Origin of the sequence: Burkholderia sp. Bp9012 (assembly GCF_003853825.1) — a bacterium.
Classification (GTDB): domain Bacteria; phylum Pseudomonadota; class Gammaproteobacteria; order Burkholderiales; family Burkholderiaceae; genus Burkholderia; species Burkholderia diffusa.
Genome location: NZ_QTQA01000009.1, coordinates 243,605 through 266,917 on the forward strand (window position 1 = coordinate 243,605; position 23,313 = coordinate 266,917).

At 59.3% G+C, this 23,313-nt stretch carries 13 protein-coding genes; all 13 read left to right on the forward strand.

The window, feature by feature from the left end:
• The first annotated feature begins 7 nt into the window (after positions 1-7).
• The 13 genes from DIE11_RS14960 (at position 8) to DIE11_RS15020 (ending at position 23,311) form a co-directional block, all read left to right on the forward strand.
• A complete protein-coding gene (locus DIE11_RS14960; protein WP_124625007.1) occupies positions 8-2,725 on the forward strand; it encodes a hypothetical protein in 2,718 nt (905 codons plus the stop codon).
• Positions 2,722-4,587, forward strand: a complete 1,866-nt coding sequence (locus DIE11_RS14965) for a BNR repeat-containing protein (RefSeq protein WP_124625010.1) — start codon at positions 2,722-2,724, stop codon at positions 4,585-4,587. Before DIE11_RS14960 ends, DIE11_RS14965 begins: the two co-directional genes overlap by 4 nt.
• 4 nt (positions 4,588-4,591) lie before the next feature.
• A complete protein-coding gene (locus tag DIE11_RS14970; RefSeq protein WP_185633763.1) occupies positions 4,592-10,324 on the forward strand; it encodes a glycosyltransferase in 5,733 nt (1,910 codons plus the stop codon).
• Between the two features lie 166 nt (positions 10,325-10,490).
• Positions 10,491-11,843 (forward strand): BNR repeat-containing protein, encoded by a 1,353-nt coding sequence (locus DIE11_RS14975; RefSeq protein WP_185633764.1) that lies wholly within the window; start codon positions 10,491-10,493, stop codon positions 11,841-11,843.
• 346 nt (positions 11,844-12,189) lie between these two features.
• Positions 12,190-13,359: a nucleotide sugar dehydrogenase gene (locus DIE11_RS14980; protein WP_124625019.1), complete on the forward strand. Its 1,170-nt coding sequence runs from the start codon at positions 12,190-12,192 to the stop codon at positions 13,357-13,359.
• A 41-nt stretch (positions 13,360-13,400) separates the two neighbouring features.
• Complete coding sequence (locus tag DIE11_RS14985) at positions 13,401-14,462, forward strand: glycosyltransferase (protein WP_221622457.1); 1,062 nt, start codon at positions 13,401-13,403, stop codon at positions 14,460-14,462.
• Positions 14,459-15,010: a hypothetical protein gene (locus tag DIE11_RS14990; RefSeq protein ID WP_124625025.1), complete on the forward strand. Its 552-nt coding sequence runs from the start codon at positions 14,459-14,461 to the stop codon at positions 15,008-15,010. Before DIE11_RS14985 ends, DIE11_RS14990 begins: the two co-directional genes overlap by 4 nt.
• 2 nt (positions 15,011-15,012) lie before the next feature.
• A complete protein-coding gene (locus tag DIE11_RS14995; RefSeq protein WP_124625028.1) occupies positions 15,013-15,987 on the forward strand; it encodes a polysaccharide deacetylase family protein in 975 nt (324 codons plus the stop codon).
• Positions 15,984-17,324, forward strand: a complete 1,341-nt coding sequence (locus DIE11_RS15000; protein WP_260437112.1) for a glycosyltransferase — start codon at positions 15,984-15,986, stop codon at positions 17,322-17,324. Before DIE11_RS14995 ends, DIE11_RS15000 begins: the two co-directional genes overlap by 4 nt.
• Positions 17,325-17,337: 13 nt before the next feature.
• Positions 17,338-18,390: a glycosyltransferase gene (locus tag DIE11_RS15005; protein WP_260437113.1), complete on the forward strand. Its 1,053-nt coding sequence runs from the start codon at positions 17,338-17,340 to the stop codon at positions 18,388-18,390.
• Positions 18,391-18,406: 16 nt separating this feature from the next.
• A complete protein-coding gene (locus DIE11_RS15010; RefSeq protein WP_124625034.1) occupies positions 18,407-19,882 on the forward strand; it encodes a glycosyltransferase in 1,476 nt (491 codons plus the stop codon).
• A 1,109-nt stretch (positions 19,883-20,991) separates the two neighbouring features.
• Positions 20,992-21,777: an SDR family oxidoreductase gene (locus tag DIE11_RS15015; protein WP_124625083.1), complete on the forward strand. Its 786-nt coding sequence runs from the start codon at positions 20,992-20,994 to the stop codon at positions 21,775-21,777.
• A 1-nt stretch (position 21,778) separates the two neighbouring features.
• Positions 21,779-23,311 (forward strand): LTA synthase family protein, encoded by a 1,533-nt coding sequence (locus DIE11_RS15020; protein ID WP_260437114.1) that lies wholly within the window; start codon positions 21,779-21,781, stop codon positions 23,309-23,311.
• Positions 23,312-23,313: the final 2 nt, after the last annotated feature.

A 23,313-nucleotide genomic window follows, 5' to 3' on the forward strand; every position in this document is an offset into this window, starting at 1 on the left:
AATGATAATGGACCAGAAAATTCAGGCTGATCTCGAGTCTCGTCTCAACGAGATGGGAGAAGAAAACGAGTTGTTACTCCTGCAGCTCCATCAAGTTCAGGAGGCGCTCGAGCATCACCATCTGCTGAACAAATCGCCTGCGACCGACCTTGCTGCCGCGCCGGAAGCCGGTGATGCGATCGGCAGGGGGTGGGTGGACGACGAACTGCCCGAAGCGTTGGCGGAAGGTCGGCGTTTGCTCGCTTTGGTGGACGTTCAGCGGTATGTCCATGAGACCGAGACGCGCAACGCATTGAATTCGAAGCTGGGGGACTTGCTGATCAAGGGCGCGGATTCCCCGGGCTCGATTGCGACGTTGCCTGGAAAGCTCTGGAAGATCTGGCGGTCATATAGTCGGCAGACGCCTCCGGAATCGCTGGGTGGAAAAGGATTCGACAAGGTCATCGACGCATACGGTGAGGGGAGTTTCGACGCGGTCGACAAACTCATGTCGCAGAAGTCTAGTTCACCCGCCATGCAGGCCAACGGCTACACCGCTTTGGCGCGGTATCTGATGAAGGGCGATCGCGTGCGCGCGGCCGAAGCTGCGCGTCGCGCGTATGCACTCGATCCGAAGTCTTACCGATTGAAATGGCTTGCGTTCCGGCTTCATGAAGCGGGTGACGTTATCGAAGCGAGCGCCATGCTGGACGTACTGCCTTCCGACACTCAGCTCAGCGAGTCGGAAGGGCGGCAGGCTGCCCAGTTGCGCCATGAGGCGCACCATGCGCTGCAGCGTGAGGCCAGGCAGAAGACCGGGTTTTCCGAGCGTCGCGCCGAGATCGAACGTCAGTTGAGCGGCCTGGTACGGGAAAGGGACGAGCAATCGAAGCAACTCGGAGCACTTCGCGACGAAAACGAGACGCTCAAGCAGGCGAACGCTCGGCTTGAGGAGGACAAGCAGTCGTTGACGAATCTTCATGGCGAGCTTGCTCGGCAGGTTCGCGAACGGGCAGGCGAGGTCGAGGCACTGAAGCAGATCAATTCTCGACTCGAGCAGGACCAATTGATTCTCGCGCGCCGGTACGAAGAGGTCGTTACTCAAGCGCATGAATATGCCCTGGAAATCAGGAACCTGAAGCAAGCCAACGCGCAGTTTGGGCAACAGCAGGTGGCATTGACGTGGCAGCATCGGGAAGCTGCGAAGCAGGCTGCGGACCGTCGTCGTGCGGTCGAAGTGCTGAAACAAGCGAAGGTGCAACTCAAGCAGGAGAAGTCGGCGCTGGAGATGCGGTACGAAAAGGTCACGAAACAGGCGGCCGAGCAAACGCGGAAAGTCGATGCGCTGGAGCAAATCATGGCGCAACTCAAGCGGGACAAGATCGTACTGGCCAATTTGCACGACGATGCGGTGAAGCGTGCGTCCGAGCGCAACCGCGAAGTCGAAGCACTGAAGCGACTCAACACGCAGCTCGAGCAGGATAAGACGACTTTGGCCGGTTTGCATCAGGCGGCCGAGAAGCTGCTGGCCGAGCGCAGCAGCGACGTCGATGCATTAAAACAGATCAAAACGCGATTGGAAGAGGACCACGCAGCCTTGTTGGAGCGGCATGAAGATGTCGCGAAGCAAGCCGCGGAACGTGTTCAGGAAACCAATGCGTTAAAGCGTGTCAACTCCCGACTGGAGCAGGAAAGGCTGGTATTGGCGCAGCAGGGCGAAGAAGCGGCGCAGCGAATGGCCGAGCGCAGCCGCGTGATCGACACACTGAAACAACGCAATATGCAGCTCGAGCAGGACAAGGCGACGCTGGTGGCGCAACGTGAAGAAGCTGCGAAGCAGATTGTCGAACGTAGCCACGAGATCGACTCACTCAAGCAACTCACCTCGCAGTTGGAGCAGGACAAGGCGACGCTGGCGGGGCAGCGTGAAGATGCGGCGAAGTGGATGGATGAGCGCGGTCGGGAAATCGATGCGCTCAAGCAGGTCAATACTCAGCTGGAACAAGACCGCGCGACCCTGATCGGTAAGCATCACGAAGCTACCAGACTTGTGGCTGAGCGTAGTCAGGAAGTCGCAGCGCTGCAAAATGCCAATGCTCGGCTGGAGCAGGAGAAACTCGCGCTGGCGGGACAGCGAGAAGAAGCAGCGAAGCAGGCGGCCGAGCAAAGTCGTGAGATCGAAGCGCTGAAGCAGACGAATGCACTGCTGGAACGAGACAAGATTGCACTTGCAAGCCGACATCAAGAGCTTGCGCAGCAGGTTGCCGAGCGGTGCGAGGAGGTCGAGGTGCTGAAGCACGCTAGGGCGCAACTGGAGCAGAGCAAGCTCCTGCTTGCAAGCCAGTATGAAGAGGCCGCGAAGCAGTCGGGAGAGCGCAACCGAGAAGTTGAAACGCTGAAGCAGGCCAAGGCACAACTGGAGCAGGATATGGCAGCGCTCACCGGTCGGTACGAACAGGCAGCCAAGCAGATGGCCGAGCGCAGTCACGAAATCGAAGCCTTGAAGCAAGCCAGGGCACAGCTGGAGCAGGAGAAGTCAGTGCTCGCTGGGCAACACAATGACTCTGCCAGGCAGGCGACTGAACGCCTCGCGCGAGTCAATGTATTGGAACACCTGATTCAAAGTCGTCAGGTGTACGAGGCGGAGCTGGCGGCGCGCCAGAAGATTGTGCAAGAGGAGATGGTTCGGGCCGAAGCTCAACTCGATCTGATCAAGGACATTCTGCTTCGAGAGTCCGGGTTATGAGAAAGAAGTCCGCGCCCATTCGCTATGAAACCCCGGTAAAGGAGTCCGCGCAGCCCGTCACGGTTGTCGAGGTCCGTTCTGCACATACTTCTGTTCCTTACGACGAGAATCTGCTGGAGCGTGCGCGCACGCAATGGCAGTTCGGCGACTGGCACAGCCTCGCCCAACTCGGGCGCGGTGTCTTGCAGCACCATCCGGATCGAGCCAAGCTGGCCCTGCTCGCAGCGGCAGGGCGCCTGCAAACTGGGCAAATCGCCGAAGCCAAACAGTTCATTCGACTCGCCCAGGATTGGGGAATCAGCCAGAAGCTCCTTTGCCAGATTCTGGCAGCAGGCGTTCACAACAGCTTGGGGCGCGCTGCCGTCATGACCGGTAATTTGCCGAGGGCGCTCACGCATTTCGAATCCTCCATCGCTATCGGTACACCGGAGGCCGACAGATCGCTGTTGACCCAGGCACGAATCCACCAGCAGTGCAGCGAGCTTGGCGTAGCGCCAGGTCATCTTGAAAGAGAGCTGAAGAGCGTTGCGCGATCGGATCGACCGTCCTCGCACGCCAAACGAGGTTTTCACGTCGTCAAGCTGGCTGAGTTCGATCTAGGCGATGCTTGGGCCGGGAATACGATCAATACGGTTATCTTTCGCCACCACGGTGTTCTGACGCATCAGGGAAAGCAGATCACGGCCTTTTATGTCGATGCGCATACGCTGCGTGTCGTACGCCGTGATCTGGAGACAGATGATTTACAGACGTTTGACCTGTGCGGTGAATACAATTTGGCAGACGCTCACAACAGCATCAGCCTGGGTATCGATCGCGCTGACCATCTGCACATTTGTTACGATCACCACGCTACGCAGTTGCGATATCGCCGAAGCACCCGACCCAACGATATATCGAGTTGGACCGATGAACTGCCCATGACTGGGACTGCGGAAACGAAGGTAACCTACCCGACATTCATGCAGCCGCATCATGGCTTTCCGTTGACGCTGCTATATCGCGATGGCGTGCACAACAATGGCACCGCGCGTCTCAAGACATATGACGAGGCATCCGCGTGTTGGAAGGACCATCCGACACCTGTTTTGAGCGGTAGCGAGTCAAAACCGTGGACCAGCAACGCCTATTGGAACCACCCGGCTATTGGTCGAAACGGCAGCCTTCACCTGAGCTTTGTCTGGCGTACACATACGCTGGGCGTGGAGGAGCGGGTCAACAACATCAATATCGGCTACGCCTGCTCGCTGGACAATGGAATCAGTTGGGTAACGTCCAAAGGGCGGCGCTACCAGCTTCCGATTACGCCGGCAAATGCTGAAACGGTACATCCGGTGTCCCCGGGCAGCAACCTCATTAATCAATGCAGCATGGCGCTCGACAGCAGCAATCGTCCGCATATTGTTTTTTATGCCGATGATTTGAACGGCATCCCGCAGTATCAACATTTGCGGTACGACGGCAAGCAATGGCATCACCAGGTAGTTTCCCAACGCGTTGAGTCGTTTGCGTTGGAAGGTGGTGGAACGCTTCAGATTCCGATCAGTCGGCCGGAAATCGTTATCGACCGCCAGGACAACGCGTACATCATCACCCGTGGAGATCACAGCGACGGAAGAATGGTTGCGACAGTACTGGCCGCCCCCGAGTACATCTGGCATCAAGACAACACCCGGGTTCTGTGGGATGAGGATCTCGGGTTCGCGGAACCCGTAATCGACCGATTGCGGTGGGAGCAGGAAAACGTATTGAGTATGTTGCTGCAGTACAACGAGCAACCCAGTCATGACATCGGCTGGCGGCAGACGAATGGGCCCGTCACACTGCTGGACATCCAATTCAAATTTAAAAACCAATTCTAAAAAGATGAATAACCTGGATACGTCTCTCGCACTTGGCAACGCGTCGATGCGGGCGGGAAACTTCGAAGACGCTATTAGTCACTACGCAAGGGTGTTGCTCAAGGCTCCGGGGTTGGCCAAGCACATCTCGGCGAATTTCGTTTTGGCGCGGAGGAAGTATCTGAAAGAGCGCCAATGCGTCAAAAGACCGCGCGTAGGTGTGTGCGGTTGGGATCTCGGGCGTAATCCTGCCGGGCGTGCGTACACGCTGGCCATGTTGTACGAAGGTTTTGCGGACGTGGAAATCGTCGGCAGCATATTTCCGAGGTACGGGCGACAGATCTGGGAGCCTATTCGAGGAAGTCGGATCGAGAAGCACTGCTTCGTGGCGGACGATGAGTCGTGCTATATCGATCAGGCGATCGAACTTGTTGCGGACCATCCTTGCGACATCGTGCATCTGTCCAAGCCGCGCGCGCCGAATATCTTCCTGGGAATTCTCTACAAGCTGATTTGGGGTGCCAAGGTCATCGTAGATGTCGACGACGACGAACTTGCCTTTTTCGGTGAGGACGCGTCTGTCGGCATTGACGAATTCATCGAGAAACACCATCAACTGCCTGCGCTAGCGGACCTGGCGGGGAAGAACTGGACGCGCTTGGCCGTCGGGCTTGTCGGGTCTTTCGACGGCGTTACTGTTTCGAACACCGTTCTCAAGCAACGCTACGGTGGCCAAGTCATTCAGCATGCGCGGAATGAAAAGCTCTTTGATGCATCTCCAGAGTTCAAGCGAAAGTGTCGGGAAAAGCACGGTGTGCCGCAAGAGAAGAAGGTCGTACTGTTTTTCGGTACGCCCAGGACGCACAAGGGGTTGCTTGAAACCGCCGCGGCTATTGCAGCACTCAAGCGGGATGACATGGTGTTCGTCATCGCCGGTGAATTTTCCGATGCGGCACTGAAGGCGAGATTGCAAGCGATTGCCGGTGTTGAATACCTTTTTATCGGGAATCAACCTATCGAAAGTGCTCCGGAAATCGTTGCGCTAGGGGACGTCTGCGTTCTGTTGCAGGATGTCGGTTCGGCCGCTGCACAGCGTCAGATCCCGGCCAAGCTCTCTGACGCGTTGGCCATCGGCATGCCTGTTCTGGCAAGTGAGACCCAGGCGCTGGCCGATGTCATCGCGCGAGGCGCGCTTCTGGCGGTCACGCCAGAAACGTTGAGTGCCCGGCTGGGGCAGGTATTGAGCGATTCCGATACTGCTAACCGCTTGAGCGAGTCCGGGCGTGCCTATTTTCATAGCGAGCTTGGCCACGATACGAATGTGTTTCACCTGCGTCAGGCTGTCGAGCAACACCGCAATTTACCGCTGTCGAAAGACTGTGAACTCCTCATCAACAACCTGGACGAGAAGGTTCGCGAAACGCTGCAATACCTGTCGAACGCAGCAGGCGCCGGCAATCCGGGATCTGCGACAACGGATGATCGGGGAGGGGTAAACACACGCCAACTCGCGACCTGGGGCGTCGCTGGATCGGCAAACGGTCATCCGTGGGCGGACGCAGGACGCGGCGGCGTCTCTGGGCGAATTGCCGTTGTCGTCCATTATTTTTATCCAGAGATCTGGCCGGAAATTTGTGCACGATTGGAGCGAATCGGTACCGCTTTCGATCTTTTTGTGACGGCGCCTGTCGAACTCGCTTCGAGCGCGCACGAAAATATTCTCCCAAGTTTCCCGAATGCGCGATTCGCCTTTGGTCCCAATCTTGGGATGGACATCCTCCCATTTCTCTCGTTGATTCCTACGTTGATCAACGAGCGATACATGGCTGTGTGCAAGATACACACCAAGCGCGGCTATGACGAGTCTGCGGTCGTGTGGCGCAATGTGATGCTCGACAGCTTGCTGGGTTCTGACGACACCTTTTCCTCCGTGGTTCGCGCATTCGCGGAGCATCCTGAGCTTTGCCTGGCAGGACCAGCGATGCTGTATCAGTCGGCACCCAGACTGATGTACGAGAACAAGACGAACGTTTCACGCATCTTGAGAGAGAGCTACGGCAGGGACATTCCCGAGACGGACTGGGGATTTTTTGCAGGAACTATGTTTTGGGTTCGTCCTCAACTACTGGAAAAAATTTGCGGGTATGCAACCTTTCATATCGCGGACCAGCATGCCGCGAACGAAAAGGACGGAAAGCTTGAGCACGCGTTGGAGCGCGCATTCGGGCTCCTGCCGACCATTTACGGTGGCAGTGTCGGTCTGCTGCACGGGTCGAGCGGCGGCGAAGTAAATTGCACGCTTCAGTTGACGAACAATCCCGCCTTCGTCGGCAAGGCCGACGTAGGTGCCGTTCTTGCGCACCGAGCTGGTCTTGCGCGATATGTGAACGCGATCTGCAAGGCAGGGATCTTTGACGAAGCTCTTTACAGATCTCAGTATTCCGAAGAACTGCCGACGGATGTCGATGCGTTGATGCATTACATTCTGATTGGCTGCTTCAGCGGAAAGCGTCCGGTCAAGTCGTTCAGTCCGACACAATATCTGTCTCAGAATCAGGATGTCAGGCGACACAGGGTCGAGCCGCTGTTCCATTATCTGTCCAGCGGTGCGCGGGAGGGCAGGTTGCTGTTCAGTGAGCCGGAGAAGGAGCCGCAGTTCCGGTTCGAAGTGCTGAACCGGACGCTGATCGACTGGGATCGGCTCGCCGCGGAATCTCAAAAGCCCCGCACGCTCGACGTGTCTATCGTGATTCCGGTGTATGGCCAACCCGAGCTCACCGTGAAATGCGTGCAGTCGATATTGACCGTGGATTCCACGCTGTCATGGGAAGTCATTCTTGTCGACAATGGCAGCGACCCGGTTACGGCCGCGCAAGTTGAAAAGCTCAAGAGCGGTACGCGGGTCAAAGTCGTACGAAACTGGGAGAACCTGAATTTTGCGCTCGGCTGCAACGTCGGCTTTGCGCACGCAAGCGGGAAGTCGGTCGTATTTCTGAACAACGATACGACGGTCACGAATGGATGGCTGGAAGAACTGGTACAGCCTCTTGCGGATGCAAAGGTCATGGCCGTTCAACCCAAGCTCTTGTTCCCGGACGGAACGCTGCAATGTGGCGGGGTGGTATTTTCGCGATGGAGTGCCCTCGGCTATCCGATATACGTGGAATTTCCGGGAGATGCTGAGTGCGTCAACAAGAGTCGGCCGTTCCAGGCCATTACAGCTGCCTGTATCGCGCTGCGCAGCAAGGATTTTGCTGAAATCGGCGGATTCGATCCTGTATTCATCAACGGGCAAGAGGACATCGATCTGTGCCTCAGGCTCAGAGAGCGCTTTCGTGGACATTGTTGGTATGCGGCAGGCGCCACGGTGATTCACTATGAAGGCAAGACGCCCGGACGTGGAAAATACATTGCGCACAATCGAGCGAAATTTATTGCGCGATGGTCGGAAAAGCACACGCCTGACGACTTCTCCTACTATGCGGAGGATGGGTACGTCGTGAAGGAGTGGCGAGTCGATTCGGAAAGAAATCTGGAGAGGGGCATTGCGGTCTATCGTCCAGCGGTCGCTCCCGCCGAGACTCGGGCTTCCCGCGACCTGGAGCAAGCCGTGTCCTGGCCTATTGCGGATGTATCGGGTGACGCTGTAGTGCCTAAGCGAGACACGTTTGTCGCCGGCAAGCAGGCGATCCGGAAGGATGCGCCGCGGCTGCTCCTGTGCGCACACGCGGCCGGAACGCAGTTGTTCGGGGGTGAGCGAAGCTTCCTGGACATGCTAGTCGCATTGAACGGATGCGGCTTCAACGTCGTTGCCACCTTCCCGGGTTTCGGCAACGAGGAATATCTGGCAGAGGTTCTACAGTACGTCCAAGTGCTCTATGTTTTCGAGTATCACCACTGGCAAAAGGAAGTACCGATGTCGCGATCTGCCGTGGAACGATTCTCCGCCATCATTAAAAAGCATTCGATCGACGCTGTATACGTCAACACGATCGTTATCCGGGAGCCGCTGCAGGCTGCTCGGGAGTGTGGCGTGCCCAGCGTCGTTCACGTGCGGGAGATGATTTCGAGCGACGAGCATCTTTCGAAGGCGATCGGGATGTCGCCGGAGGACATTGTGCGCCATGTGTATGCGAGCGTCGACTACGTCGTGGCGAACTCGAGAACGACTGCTGAGGCGTTGCGACATCCGGATCGCACGTTCGTAGCACCAAACGTGATCGACCTGACGTGCCTCGACGTGCCCAACCGCATTTATCCGAATGAGATCACATTTGCCTTGATCAGCAGCAATATCCCGAAAAAGGGAATCTACGATCTCGTCGAGGTCGCGCGAATTTGCGAAAGGATCGCCCCGGCGGCGAGATTCTGGTTGGTTGGTCCCGAGCGAAAGGAAATAAGCGACCTCATGGCGTTGCAGGAGAGTGGCCGGATTCCACGAAATGTGGTTTTTGCTGGTTACAAGCAAACGCCGCGTGAGGCGCTAGCGGGTGTCAATGTGGTCCTCAACCTGTCGTTGTTTGCCGAATCGTTCGGACGAACGGTAGCCGAAGCGCTATCGGCAGGACGCCCCGTTATTGCGTATGACTGGGGTGCATTAGGCGAACTCGTCCAATCCGGGAAAACGGGATTCCTGGTTCCGTATCGGGATGTCGCTCAGGTTGCACAGAAGGTTAGGGCGTTCTGCGCGAACCCGGCACTGATCGCTACCTTCGGTGAGGCAGGGCGGCAATTTGTCCTCGAGAAATACACGCCTGCAACGCTTCAGGGCAACCTCGGCAAGGCGTTCTCGAAAATTCTCGAACGAGATCCGGTCGTGGATAAAGTATCGCGGGCCGCGGATCAGGCCAAACAGATGCTCAAGCGCGCGACGGAAAAATACGGACGTTTCCCGACGCATGCAGTTGATCGGGATGTCACGGTAATCGTTCCTGTATATAACGCACTGAACGAGGCGATAGCGTGCATCGAAAGCGTTATCGCAAATACGGACCCGCAACATACGCGCTTGCTAGTCATCGATGATGGAAGCCCGGACCAGCATGTATTTCCTGCGCTCTCGAAGTTCGACGGCATTGGCAATGTGACCGTCGTTCGCAACGAGCAAAACATTGGTTATACGAAAACGGTCAATAGAGGGTTGAAGCTTGCCGGTACGGATGACGTCGTTTTGTTGAACAGCGATACGGTGGTGACGTCGAATTGGCTACTTGGACTGAGAATCGCTGCGTATGGGCCCGACTCGGTCGGCACGGTGACTGCCATGAGTGATAACGCGGGTGCATTTTCGTTTCCCGTCCCAGGCCGAGCGAATCCGAAACCGGACAGGATGTCATATGACGAATATGCTTCCGTGGTTCTCTCAGGGAGTGCCCCCAAAGATCCGATCGAGCTTCCGACCGGCAATGGGTTCTGTATGTACATCAAACGGGAGCTTGTCGACAAAATAGGTACCTTTGATGAGGAGGCATTTCCGCGTGGCTATGGAGAGGAAAATGATTTCTGCATGCGTGGACTAAAGGTAGGTTATAAAAATCTGCTTTCTCCGTGGTCGTTCGTATTCCACGTGCGAACTGCCAGCTTCAAGGGGGAGAAGGCCAAGCTGGTCGCCGAAGGCAATGCCGCGCTCGAAAAACTTCATCCTGATTATCCGGGGCGAGTTCGGGAGGCATTCTCGTCTTCGGCAATTAGAGATCTGCATAGTGCTGTTCAGGCGGCAGTTCGTGAACTCGATCTGCGAGCTACGGAGCTTGGTTAAACGCAGGAATCGGTAAGGGCAAGTCGCAGTGGGCAGTGAGTGGAATGCTTGCGAAATTTATAGCGAAAGTTGGAATAGTTCTTGAACGATGGGAAAAGTGGTTTTTCTCAAAAGAGGGGTTGAGATGCCAAGATATTTGATTGGATGTCTTGCGGTTGCAGCGACGATGGCTTTTTCCACCTCGTCGTTTGCAGACAGCGACATCGATTCCTGCAAGGCTCTGCAGCCGGAACTGCCGATCGATCAGGTCTGGGGGAGCGCGCACGTCGAGTTCGCTTCTCTCGAGAGCAAGAAGTTCATCTACGTTGCCTACTACGACGCTGATCGTTGGCTCACGGTTGCGCAAATCAATAAATGCACTGGTGAGAAAGAAAAAATCAGGGTTCCGTCCCGCTTCGAGGGGTGGGACGAGCACAACTATATTTCCCTCGTCCTCGACGACAAGAACCGGCTCCATGTATCGGGGAATATGCATGTATCTCCGTTGATTTATGCCCGAACGGACGGCCCGGATAGATTGGCTGGACTCGATGCGCTCCGGCCGATGACCGGAGCGGACGAGACTCGAACCACCTATCCGTACTTTTTCCGCTTCGCTGACGGCGCACTGGGGTACTCATACCGATCTGGCCGAAGTGGCAACGGTATTGAATTGATCAACCGGCTGGAAGGTTCGCGGTGGGTTCGTTGGACAGAGCAGCCGATCTTCGCTCCGAACTCGGGAAAGAGTACAGTCAACGCGTACCATTCGGATTACCAGTTAGGGCCGGACGGCTTTTTCCACGTAGCCTGGGTTTGGCGAGAGACCTACAGAGTCGAAACCAACTTTAACGTCAGTTATGCGAAGAGCTCTGATCTGCGCACCTGGAGGAATAGCCGAGGAGAGGTTGTACAGTTGCCCATCACGCCAGCCACAGCTGAAGTTGTGGACGCCATTCCGAAGGGTAGCGGACTGATCAACAACGTCCGGATCGGGTTCGATGCAGCGGGTCGCCCGGTCATCTCATACCTGAAATTCGATTCGACCGGTGCTACACAGTTGTTCCACGCCAGACGAGAGAGCAACGGATGGAAGTCTGTGCCAGCGACCCAATGGACCTATCGGTGGGACCCGAGGGGCGGTGGGACGATTCCGAGTGAGATCAATTTCTCGGGCGTGAAGATGAGAAACGGACGCTTGATCGAACAGGTTCATCAACGGGATATCGGTACGAAGACGTTTGTCTACGATGGCGATTCGCTCAAGGTTCGACAGGTGCTTGGTGCAAGCGTATGGGCGCCGACAATTGCAATCAAGGATCGTCAGGCCCCGAAGGGAGCCGAGCTGAATGTTCGTCCTGTCGCCATTGGAGATTCGGCACCTGATAGCGCCGACGCCAATTATGCGATTTCGTGGTTTAGCCTGCCTGCGGACAATAGAGATCGTCCGAGGGACTGCAAATCTGCGGTGCCGTGTAATTTTGTCTCCGATCTGATGTTGAAATCGATTCGAACGTCGCGTGACGCCTCGGACGAGTGAATGAAGCAGCAGCCATGGATTGTGGAGGTTGTGGGACATGCCGCGAGAAGCGGGGGCGTTGCCGCATATCGGGAGGCTCCCGCTTCGCAGTCGAGCGTGTCGATGTGGTCGGTTTGATCCTGTTGGCACACCAGACTGGCTTTGAAAGCGCGGCATTCGAACGCAATGCCGGGCACCGCTGAATGTGAACAGACTTCCCCCGGACGACAGCCCGTTGGGCTCGGCCGTTACGGGACGTCTGCAATGGAATGAAGTTGCTTTTCCTGGCACAGATCGCGCTACGGGCGCGCTTGTCTTGGCCGGAAGGAGGGCAGCGGATTTCTTTATCTGTCTGAGAGACGTTTGCATGAAAATCGCTATCGCCGGCACAGGCTACGTCGGCCTGTCCAACGCCGTCCTGCTGTCGCAGCACAATGAAGTCGTGGCGCTCGACATCGTCCCCGAGAAGGTGGCGATGCTCAATCGCAAGGAGTCGCCGATCGAGGATGCCGAGATCGAGGACTACCTGCGCCACAAGCGCCTGAACTTCCGCGCGACGCTGGACAAGGAAGACGCGTACGCCGGCGCCGACTACGTGGTGATCGCCACGCCGACCGATTACGATCCGGACACGAACTACTTCAACACCCGCTCGATCGAGGTAGTCATCCGCGACGTGATGGCGATCAACCCGCGGGCGGTGATGGTGATCAAGTCGACCATTCCGGTCGGCTACACCGAGCGTACGCGCGCGGCACTCGGCACCGACAACCTGATCTTCTCGCCCGAATTCCTTCGCGAAGGCCGGGCGCTGTACGACAACCTGCACCCTTCGCGGATCGTGATCGGCGAACGTTCCGAGCGAGCCGAAGCGTTTGCCGGCCTGCTGAAGCAGGGGGCGATCAAGCAGGATATTCCGACGCTGTTCACGGGCAGCACGGAAGCCGAGGCGATCAAGCTCTTCGCGAATACGTACCTTGCGATGCGTGTGGCCTATTTCAACGAACTGGACACTTACGCTGCGCAGCACGGTCTCGATACGCACCAGATCGTCGACGGCGTCTGCCTCGATCCACGCATCGGCGCGCACTACAACAACCCTAGCTTTGGCTACGGCGGCTACTGTCTGCCCAAGGACACGAAGCAATTGCTCGCCAACTATCGCGACGTGCCGCAGAACCTGATCCGCGCGATCGTCGAGTCGAACAGCACGCGCAAGGACTTCATCGCCGAGAGCATTCTCAAGCGCAAGCCGAAGGTCGTCGGCATTTATCGCCTCGTGATGAAGGCGGGGTCCGACAATTTCCGCGCGTCGAGCATCCAGGGCGTCATGAAACGCATCAAGGCCAAGGGCGTCGAGGTCATCGTGTACGAGCCGGCATTGCACGAATCGACGTTCTTCAACTCGTCGGTCGTTCACGACCTGGCCGAGTTCAAGCGCTCCGCCGACGTGATCGTTGCAAACCGCCTGACCGACGATCTGACCGACGTCGCAGGCAAGGTTTACACGCGCGACCTGTTCGGCGGCGACGCATGATCGACCCGAAGTCCGGTCACGCGGCGCGCGCGGCGAGCGCATTGCCGCGCATCCTGTTCTTCAACGTGAACGGCTCGGGCATGGGTCATCTGAACCGTTGCCTCGCGTACGCGCGTCGCCTGCGGGGCCGCGCGCGCCCGTTTTTCTTTTCGCTGGCGTCGGCGATCGAGATCATCGAGGAGATGGGATTCGAAGCGGACTACTTCGTTTCGCATTACTGGTCGTCGAGTTCGACGTTCGGCTGGAACAGCGAACTGGCCGTACGGCTGGGCTTGATGCTGGAGCGGGTTCGCCCGGATGCGGTCGTATTCGACGGAACGTGGCCGTTCAAGGGTTTGCTGACGGCCTGCGAGATGTATGGATCACCCGTCCTCGTGTGGTCCAATCGCGGGCTGCTCAAGGCCGATACCAAGACGGTGCCGGTGGACGAAGCGTTGTTCGATCTCGTGATCCAGCCTGGTGAACTGGGTGCGACCGAGGCGCGCGGGTCCCTGACGAACGGCGGCACGCGGCTGACGGTTCCGCCGGTCTGCCTGCTGGAGGACGACGAGTTGCTCGACCGTGCAGCCGCGAGAGACGCGCTTGGCCTGCCGCAGACGGGTCGCTTCGTCCTCTTTTCGCTTGGCCCGGGCAACCTGAAGGATGTCGCCGGCATCGGACACGGACTGATCGCCGCGTTCGAGGCGGCCGGATTTCAGGTGGTGTGGGCGCGGGCGCCCATCTCGGTGCGTGACGTCGAATTGCCGGCCGGCGTGTTGCCGGTCTCGGTCTATCCGTTGGCGCGCTATCTGCGCGCGTTCGATGCATTTGTCGGCGCAGCGGGCTACAACACCTGCTGCGAACTGGTGCAGTCGGGTGTTCCTGCGTTGCTGGTGCCCAACGCGCAACTGGTGGACGATCAGGTTCGCCGCGCGCGGATGGTCGCCGACGTGATGCCGGCCGTCGTTTCGGCGTGCGAGACCGAACCGGAGCGCAAGGCCGCCGTCGACGCGCTGCTGGGCATGTTGCCCGTTACGGCGCGGCGCGCGGTGCCGATGAACGGTGCGTCGCTCGCGGCGGACGAGATCCTCGCCAGGATTGCTGACAAGAGGCGAACGCATTGAGCATCATCGACCAAACCCGGACCTTGAGGCGCGAGTTGCGCGCGCTGGCGGCGAAGCCCGACTGGACTTTGCTGACGCGCCATGACCTGCTCGCCGGAAAGCCGCCGGCCACGCTGAAGGAGCGCGCGTGGCGCGGTGCCAAGCGCGTGCTGGCCACGTTGGGCGTGATTCCGCCTCACGTGACGAAATATCCGTGGCTGCCGACCCTGAAGCATGCACCGGTTTCGGCCGAAGCGAACACGCTGCTGATCTGGGCGCCGGGTACGGAGCGCGATGCACTGCGCCGTGCGTGCGAAGACTTTTCCGCGCGGCTGAAAGGCAACGATACGCTGGCGCCGGTACTGGTGACCGACGTAGCCGATTTCGCCTTCTATTCACGGCTGGGCTGGCTGGTGGAATACCTGCCGGAATTGAGCGGTGACGATCGTTCGTATCACGAAAGAAAGCGCGCGTATCTCGCGTGGCGCTATCGCGGGGCGCGGATCGTGCCGCCGGCCGCGGCGCAGGCCAGCGACGCAGACTGGAAGGCATTGGTGGAAGTGAACTGAACATGATGGATAGAAATCGCTATGCCATATTGACGGTGGATACCGAGGCGCTGCCCAAGCGCGCCACGGAAGATCACGTCAAGCGGCTGATGTGGGGTGTGCACGAGAAGGGGCGGGCCGGGGTCGCGGAAATGGCTTCCATCGGCGACGAGTTCGGCGTCAAGCACGTGTTCTTCGTGGACCAGTGCGGCGCGTATGCGTACCTCGACGAAACGAAGGAGGTCGTGCGTCGGCTGGATGCGGCGGGGCAGGACGTTCAATTGCATACGCATCCGGAATACCTGCCGGACTCGTTCTGGGCCGAGCACGGCCTTGCGCGGCGGCCGCAATACATGAATCAATACACGGACGATGCGCGTGCGGAGTTCGTGATTCGCCACTTCGGCGAGCTGATTGCGGCGGAAACGGGCAAGCCGGTGCTGGCGCATCGTGCCGGTTCATTTCGCTGGAATGCGTCGACGATCCGGGCGCTGAAGTCCACCGGCGTACGACTGTCGTTCAATAATTCCCTGTGCGCGGTCCATGCCGGGCAGTGCAACTACAGCGAGCCCACGAATCTGCCGTTCCAGTGGTCGAACGGCGTGATCGAGGTGCCGATGACGGAAAAGAAGATCCTGCCGAAGGTCGGCAAGGACGAATGGTGGGCACGCCTGACTTACCCTGAATCGCCGTATTTCCGGTTTCGTCCGTGGTGGGGCAAGCTGCTGCTCGACGCGTTCAGCGGCAGTCCGACGTTCTCGATTTTTCTGCTCCATTCGTGGTCGCTGCTGTATTGGGACGAGAACGGGCACGCGACGTACCGGGACGACCAGCGCGTCGAAGGCTACCGGAAACTCCTGTCGCGCCTCACGAAGGACTACGACGTGATCACGACGTCGGAATTCCTGGACCTGCAGTCCCGCGGCAAGATCCGGACCACGCATACGACCGATCTCTCCCTTGCCGAACTGAAGGCGGCCGGGGCGGCAAAAGCATGAGCACGATGCTCGATTCGTTGCAGACGACATTGACCGAGCCCCTGCTCGCGATGAGCCGTCGACTGACGGCGCATGTGCTCGAGCGCAAATTGAAGCAGCGTTCGCGCGGGGTGCCGTTCGTCGGCGATCCGGACAGCATGCTGTACGTGGCGGCGAGCGCATTGCCGTATCACACGAGCGGCTATACGACGCGCACGCACGAAGTCGTTCGCGCGTTGGCAGCTGCGGGCGGTCGCGTGCATCCGCTGACGCGGCCCGGCTATCCCGGCGATCGCGTGGATCGCCTGACGGATGTCGCCGGAAGCGAGACGCAGGTGAGCGAGGTCCGGTATCTGCATGCGAGCGCGCCGTTCAACAACCGGCCGGTGCTGATGTATGCGTTGCAGGCGGCGCCCGTCATCGCGCGCGTGGCCATGCAGCATCGCGCGTCGGTGATCCATGCCGCGTCGAATCACGTGAACGCGCTGCCGGCCCTGCTGGCGGCGCGGCAACTGGGCATTCCGTTCCAGTACGAGATGCGCGGGTTGTGGGAGCTGACGCGCATCTCGCGCATGCCCGAATACGAGGGGCGGCAGGGGTTCGTGCAGGGGCTGCAGCTGGAGGGTCTGGTGGCCCGGCATGCGGACAAGCTGTTCGTGATCTCGGCGCAACTGGGGCGGTTCGCGCGCGACCGATGGGGGATTGCCGGCGAGCGGATGCATCTGCTGCCGAATTGCGTGGACCCCGAGCGGTTTGCACCTTCGGCGCCAGAGGAGATCGACGCCGACACGATCGGATATGCGGGCTCGTTGATCGGCTATGAAGGACTCGATACGTTGATCGAAGCGGTCGGCCGGTTGAACGGGCAAGGGCGCGCGGTGCGGGTCGAGATCGTCGGAGAAGGCGAGGCGCGGCCGGTGCTGGAAGCGCAGGTCCAGCGCCTCGGATTGTCGGAGCAGATTCGTTTTCTGGGCCGGACCTCGCCCGAGCAGGCGCGCAGGGCGCTGGGCCGTTGCGCACTGGTGTGCATCCCGCGCAAGCCGTTCAAGGTTTGCGAGATCGTGCCGCCGATCAAGCTCGTGGAAGCGCTCGCGATGGGCAAGCCGGTGATCGTGCCGGATCTGCCGGTGTTTCGCGACGAAATGGGTCCGAGTCCGGCCGGCTGGTTTTTCAAGGCCGGCGATGCGGTCGACCTGGCACGGGTGATCGATGTGGCGCTGTCCGATCGCGGTACGCTCGCGGCGTTCGGTGACCAGGCGAGAGAATACGCGGCCACACAGCGCCGCTGGCGCGAATTTGTCATGAATGCACTGCCAATGTCGCAGGGTGAGGGGTTAAATGGTCGGCAGGGTCATTAGAAAACTGGGTTCGTTGGTCTACGACTATCCGACGGTTGCAGAGGATGTGGAGCAGGCCGGACGCTTTGGGCGCCTGAAGATCGCGCTCGTTACCGATTACTTCACGGCGGACTGCCTGTCGGCGGAGTGTCGCGTGCGCACCATGACGCCTGCCAACTACGCGGACGTGATCGGCAACTGGAAACCCGATCTCGTGCTCGTCGAATCGGCGTTTCACGGCGTGGACGGGAGCTGGCGCTACGAGCTGGCGCGACAATCGCCGCTGATGCGGCTGAGCAAGCCGACGGCGATCTTTCGCCTGGTCGACTTCGCGAGGCGCGCGGGTGTTCCGACCGTATTCTGGAACAAGGACGACGGTGCTTTTTTCGACACGTTCATCGATGTGGCGAAGGTGTTCGACTACGTGTTCACGACCGACGAGGAGTGTCTCGACCGATATCGGCAGCAGGTGCCTGCGCACGTGCCGGTGAACACGCTGGTGATGCCGTATCAACCGGCGTCGCATAGTTTTTCGGGCTTCAATTTCGTCCGCAACGAGGCGTGCTTCACGGGCAGCTACTACCGGCGCATCCTGAACGAACGTCGCCGCTTTCTCGACATGGTGTTCGACGCCTGCGAGCAGAGCAATCTGCAGCTCAACGTGTTCGATCGCAATCACGATCGCCTGTCGCGCTTCTTCGAGTTCCGTTATCCGAAGAGGAACGGGCTGCGCGTGCACGGCAAGGTGCCGCATCGGGAAACCGCGCACGTGTACAAGTCTCATGCGATCTCGATCAATGTGAATTCGGTGACGGGCTCCGAGACGATGTTCTCGCGGCGCCTGCTCGAGATTCTCGCGTGCGGCGGCATCGCGGTGACCAACGCGAGCCGCGCGGTCGATCGGTATTTCCGCGAGTTCTGCCATGTGATCGATACGCATGACGAGGCACGGGAGTTGTTTTCGCGGCTTCGGCATGGCCCGTCGCAGGATGATCTGGACCGAGCCGAGGCAGGCGCGCGCTACGTACGGGAGAACCATACGTGGGCGCACCGGCTGGAAGAAATCTGCGCCGTCGTGAAGATCTGAGGGGGAAGCGGTCACGATGCTCGCGCTGCTTTCCTACGCTGCCCAGTTGGTTTTCCTGCTGGTGGTGCTCTATTTCGCGCTGTACGTGCTGCTCGAATTGCGCGTGCTGCTGATTTCCCGCAAGGTCGAACGGCGCAAGCTGACCGATCTGGCGCAGCCCGTCCGGATCTCCGAAGACGGGTTTCATCCTCGGGTCAGCGTGCTGCTGCCGATCTGCAACGAGTCCGAGATGGTCGAGCGGCTGATCGACGCGGCCTGCCGCCTGACCTATCCGCCTGACGAGATCGAGATCCTGGTGCTCGACGATTCGTCGGATGCGACGACGAAGCTCGCGCGGTCGAAAGTCGATCGCTACGCCGCCGACGGAATCGACATCCGGCTCGTCAAGCGTGAGTCGCGAACGGGCTACAAGGCCGGCAACCTGGTAAACGGCATCCAGCAGTCGTCCGGCGAGTTCTTTGCGATCTTCGATGCGGACTTCGTGCCGCCCGCCGACTTCCTGCTGAAGACCATCCCGTGCTTCACCGATCCGAAGCTCGGCTTCCTTCAGACCGGCATCGGCTACGAGAATCGCGACGCGTCGTTCCTGACACGCTTCCAGGCCATGGAAATGGGCCACCAGCAGTACGTGACGGTGGGGCTGAGCGAGGACGGCGACATGGCTTCGCTGAGCGGCAGCTCGTGTGTGTGGCGCAAGGAGTGCGTCGATGCGCTGGGCGGCTGGAATGCGTCGACCGTCACCGAAGACGTGGACCTGGGCTATCGCGCGCAGTTCGGCGAATGGAAATACGCGTATATGCGAGAAGTCGTTTCCATGTCGGTGCTGCCGGAGACCATCAGCGCGTTTCGCATTCAACGGGAACGCTGGGGGCGCGGCCTGATCCACAGCGGGTTCAAGCATGTCGGACAGATGCTGTCGCAAAGCATGCCGCTGATGAAGCGGATGCACGCGATCTCGGTGATGTTCTCGTCCGTGCTGCTGGCTTCGATCTACGTGCTGATCCTGCTCAGCATGCCGTTGACTTGCCTGGTGCATTTCGACGGCGAGGGGATTCATCTCGGCGCATTCGTCTTTTTCGTTCTCGTGGCAGTTTGGGCGCTTGCGAATGCGTTTGGTTCGCGCAAGGGCGCGAGATTCGACGACAAGCCGAGTGTTCTGAAAGCGGTATGGGAGACCTACCTTTATATCGCGATGTTTTTGCCGATGGCCTGGTATTACTTCGCGGGGGGCGTGCGTGCGGTTTTCGGCGTGTATAGCGGTTTTCATCGCACGCCAAAAGGCAAGGAAGCCTATCGCTCGACGATGCCGCGCATCAATGCAGTTCTGCTGGCCGGGGAAATCGCCACGTTCGCCTATTCACTCATGACGGTTTTGCTGGCGATTCAGAAAAAGAACTATATTCTGATTCCGCTCAACGTAACGGTTTGCGTCGGCTTCGGTATGGTTCTCTATTGGTCGTGGCAAGAGCATCGTGTCCGTGTGCAATCGTGATTTCAGGGTGAGCGCCGTCCAATCGACCAGAATGACGGGCACGGAATGCCGATTCGTCAAGGACGCCTCCCTTTCGCGCATATGGTCCACGTAAAGCGATTGTCAGTATCGAAAGAAACGAAAATGTTTGCACGACGAGGGAGCGAAAGCTAACGAACGATTTCGTGCGACGGATGCAGCAGACCGTCGAGCGTTGCCCGACTGGGCTCGCTCGATCGAATCGGCACAGTGCGTTCACTTTTACCGATGGCGTGGCCGCCCGGCTTCGCTCGCTTCTCCGGTCTGGCACCGATCCGGAGGCGCCCTTGACGATCTGCATACATGACTCGGCACATCAAGCGAGTCGAAGGATCATCAAGATTTGCAAAGAACATTCGAGGAATCCTGTACGTCCAAATTGGACGGGGCAGAATGCCACCAGACAGTCTCTCATCGAAACCGCCAGGTCGGAGATTCATGTCTGACAAGTAACCGGGAGACTTTAACAACGGCTTGCAGGATTGCCGCATGAAGTCGGTCAGGCGGTGACGCAAGCATCGGTAATCGATGCGACTGAAACGTCGTGCAAATCGGCCGGTGCCGGACGGCCAAGTGCATGACTTGGCAGTTTTTTCCGATGCTTGCACTTCGCAGATCGGCGTGCGACCGGCCCCCGACGATTGCAAGCAATGCGAGTTTCGTCTTTTGCATGGTCCCGATTACCGAGAACATGTGTTACGTAAGCGGTCGTAACATGCAAGGTATTACGCGAATACTAATATTGATGTATGATCGCGTCGGCGTCTTGTAAGCTTGTGGCCAACAACCTTACGCGCCGCGCAAATTTCCATGCGGTGTCGTTCCGCTGCATGGCCCGCACATTTTTTCGCAACCCTGATTCGGGTGGTCGCACATCTTTACGTCGATGTGCGATGCCAATGCGTGACGTGTTGCGGGCGTGGTCAAATCATACGAAATAATCGAACGCAATAAATCGAAAATGTTGCCTGCTGCTTGATCGAAATATCAGGCAGCGCTTGGCGCTTGAAGATCGACAACCAGACATCGCTGAAAAACAAAGTCTGTTTAAAACGATGGCAAGCAGCAATATACGCAACCGGGGAGGGCAGGTGAGCGCAAGCGGGCCGCGAGCAATCGTGATAACCGGCAGCAGTGCCGGGCTTGGACGTGCGCTGGCATTGAGTTATGCCGCGCCCGATACCACGCTGGGGTTGATCGGCAGAAATTCGGCGCGGCTGGAATCCGTCGCCGCGGAATGCCGTGCGCGCGGCGCCCGCGTCGTGATCGGCTGCATGGACGTGCGCGACTCGGCCGCCGTCCAGGACTGGATGATCGATTTCGATACGCGGTATCCAATCGAATTGATGATTGCGAATGCGGGCGTGGCCAGCACGCTGCAGTCCGTCGACGACTGGGAGCATATGGCGCGCACCGCCGACGTCGTCGATACCAACTTGTACGGCGCGTTGCATGCGGTGCTGCCGGCCATCGACCGGATGCGCATGCGCCGGTGCGGGCAGATCGCGGTCGTCAGTTCGCTCGCCGCATTGCGGGGCATGGCCATCTCGCCCGCCTACTGCGCGAGCAAGGCGGCGCTGGTCGCCTACTGCGATTCCGTGCGCCCGATCCTCGCACGCGAGGGCATCGGCCTGTCGGTCGTAATGCCGGGCTTTGTCCGCACGGCGATGAGCGACGTCTTCCCGGGCAGCAAACCGTTCATGTGGAGTGCGGACAAGGCTGCCGGGTACATCAAGAAGCGTCTCGCGCGACGCCGCGTGGAAATTGCCTTTCCGTTCAGTCTTGCCCTCGGCATCAAGTTGCTGCGCCTGCTGCCGGCCACGCTGGCGGATGCCATTCTCGGTCGTCTGTCCTATCTCCCGCGCGGGAAGGCGTGACGTGCTGCCCGGATTCGCGTTCGCGGCTGCCGCAGCCGCACTCTCGTTTCTCGTAGAGGCCATCGCGTATCCGCGCGCGTCGCTCACCCGTTCGCCGGTGGCGATCGCACTGCATGTCTGCGCGTTCGCGATCGTGGCGAGCGCGACTTTCGCCGTGACGGTACGGCCGCTTTTCTCGGCATCCGTCGCCCTCGTGCTGATCGCGTTGCTGGCCGTCATCAGCAACGCAAAATACGAATCCCTGCGCGAGCCCTTCGTCTTTACGGACTTGAGCCTGTTCAGCCAGGTTTTCGCCCATCCGCGTCTTTATCTGCCGTTTCTGAGTGCGGGCAAGGTGCTAGGCATCGTTGCCGCCGTGGTGGTCGCGACGATCGGTTTTCTGCTCGAACAACCAGCCGGCATGCTGGCGCGTGGCGCCGCCGCACTGATCGCGGTCGCTTGCGTGCCGGTCTGTGTCGTGCTATCACGTCGCATGCCGCTGACGCTCGACCCGATGGCAGACCAGCGTCGGACGGGTTTCTTCGCGGCATTCGTCGCTTATCTCGTCAACGGGCTGCGGCGTGCGGAGCGCAGTGCGTTCTTTCGCGCGGTCGACGCCGGGCCATTCGTCCGCGGCCGTCCGGACAGCACGCCGGACGTGATCGTCATCCAGAGCGAATCCTATTTCGACGCGCGTCGTCTTGGCGCATGCGTGTCGTCGGAGCCGTACGCGAATCTCGATCGCGCCCGCCGCGAGGCATTCACGCAGGGCAGCCTGGACGTTCCCGCCTGGGGCGCCAACACGATGCGCAGCGAATTCGCGATGCTGACGGGATTGCCGTCGGCATCGCTCGGCTATTCGCGCTTTTACCCGTACATGTATGTGCGCCGCGCATGTGCGTCGCTGGCGGGCTGGTTCAAGCGAGGCGGATATCGCACGCTCGCGATTCATCCTTACCACGCCGATTTTTTCGGGCGCAACCGGGCATTCCGGTTCATGCATTTCGACCGCTTTCTCGACATTCGGGACTTCGGCGGTGCGGCGCGAATCGGGCCGTATGTCGGAGACGGCCCGGTGGCCGATGCGATCATCGCGGCCCTCCAGGAGCACGGCGACGGGCCGGTGTTCGCGTTTGCGATCACGATGGAAAACCACGGCCCGCTGCATCTCGAACCGGTCGGACCGGGCGAATCCGAATCGCGGCATACGCTCGGCGACGACGCGCGCTGGCGCGACCTGACCGCCTATCTTCGACACGTCGAGAATGCCGACCGCATGATCGGCAAGCTGACTGATTATCTCCGCAAGCGGGAGCGGCCGACCGTGCTGTGCTTTTACGGCGACCATGTTCCTGCTCTGACTTCGGTGTTCGACGCGCTCGAAACCGAACCGACCAATAGCGATTACTTTATTTGGCGCAACTTCGCGAACGATTTCGGCGAGCACCGAAACGTTCGCGTCGAGAGTCTCGGTGCCGCGATACAGCGCGCGATGGTGCACGTCGATTGCACTCGCGCCGCTTCGCCGACCGGGATGCTGCAGACGCCGGCGTGATG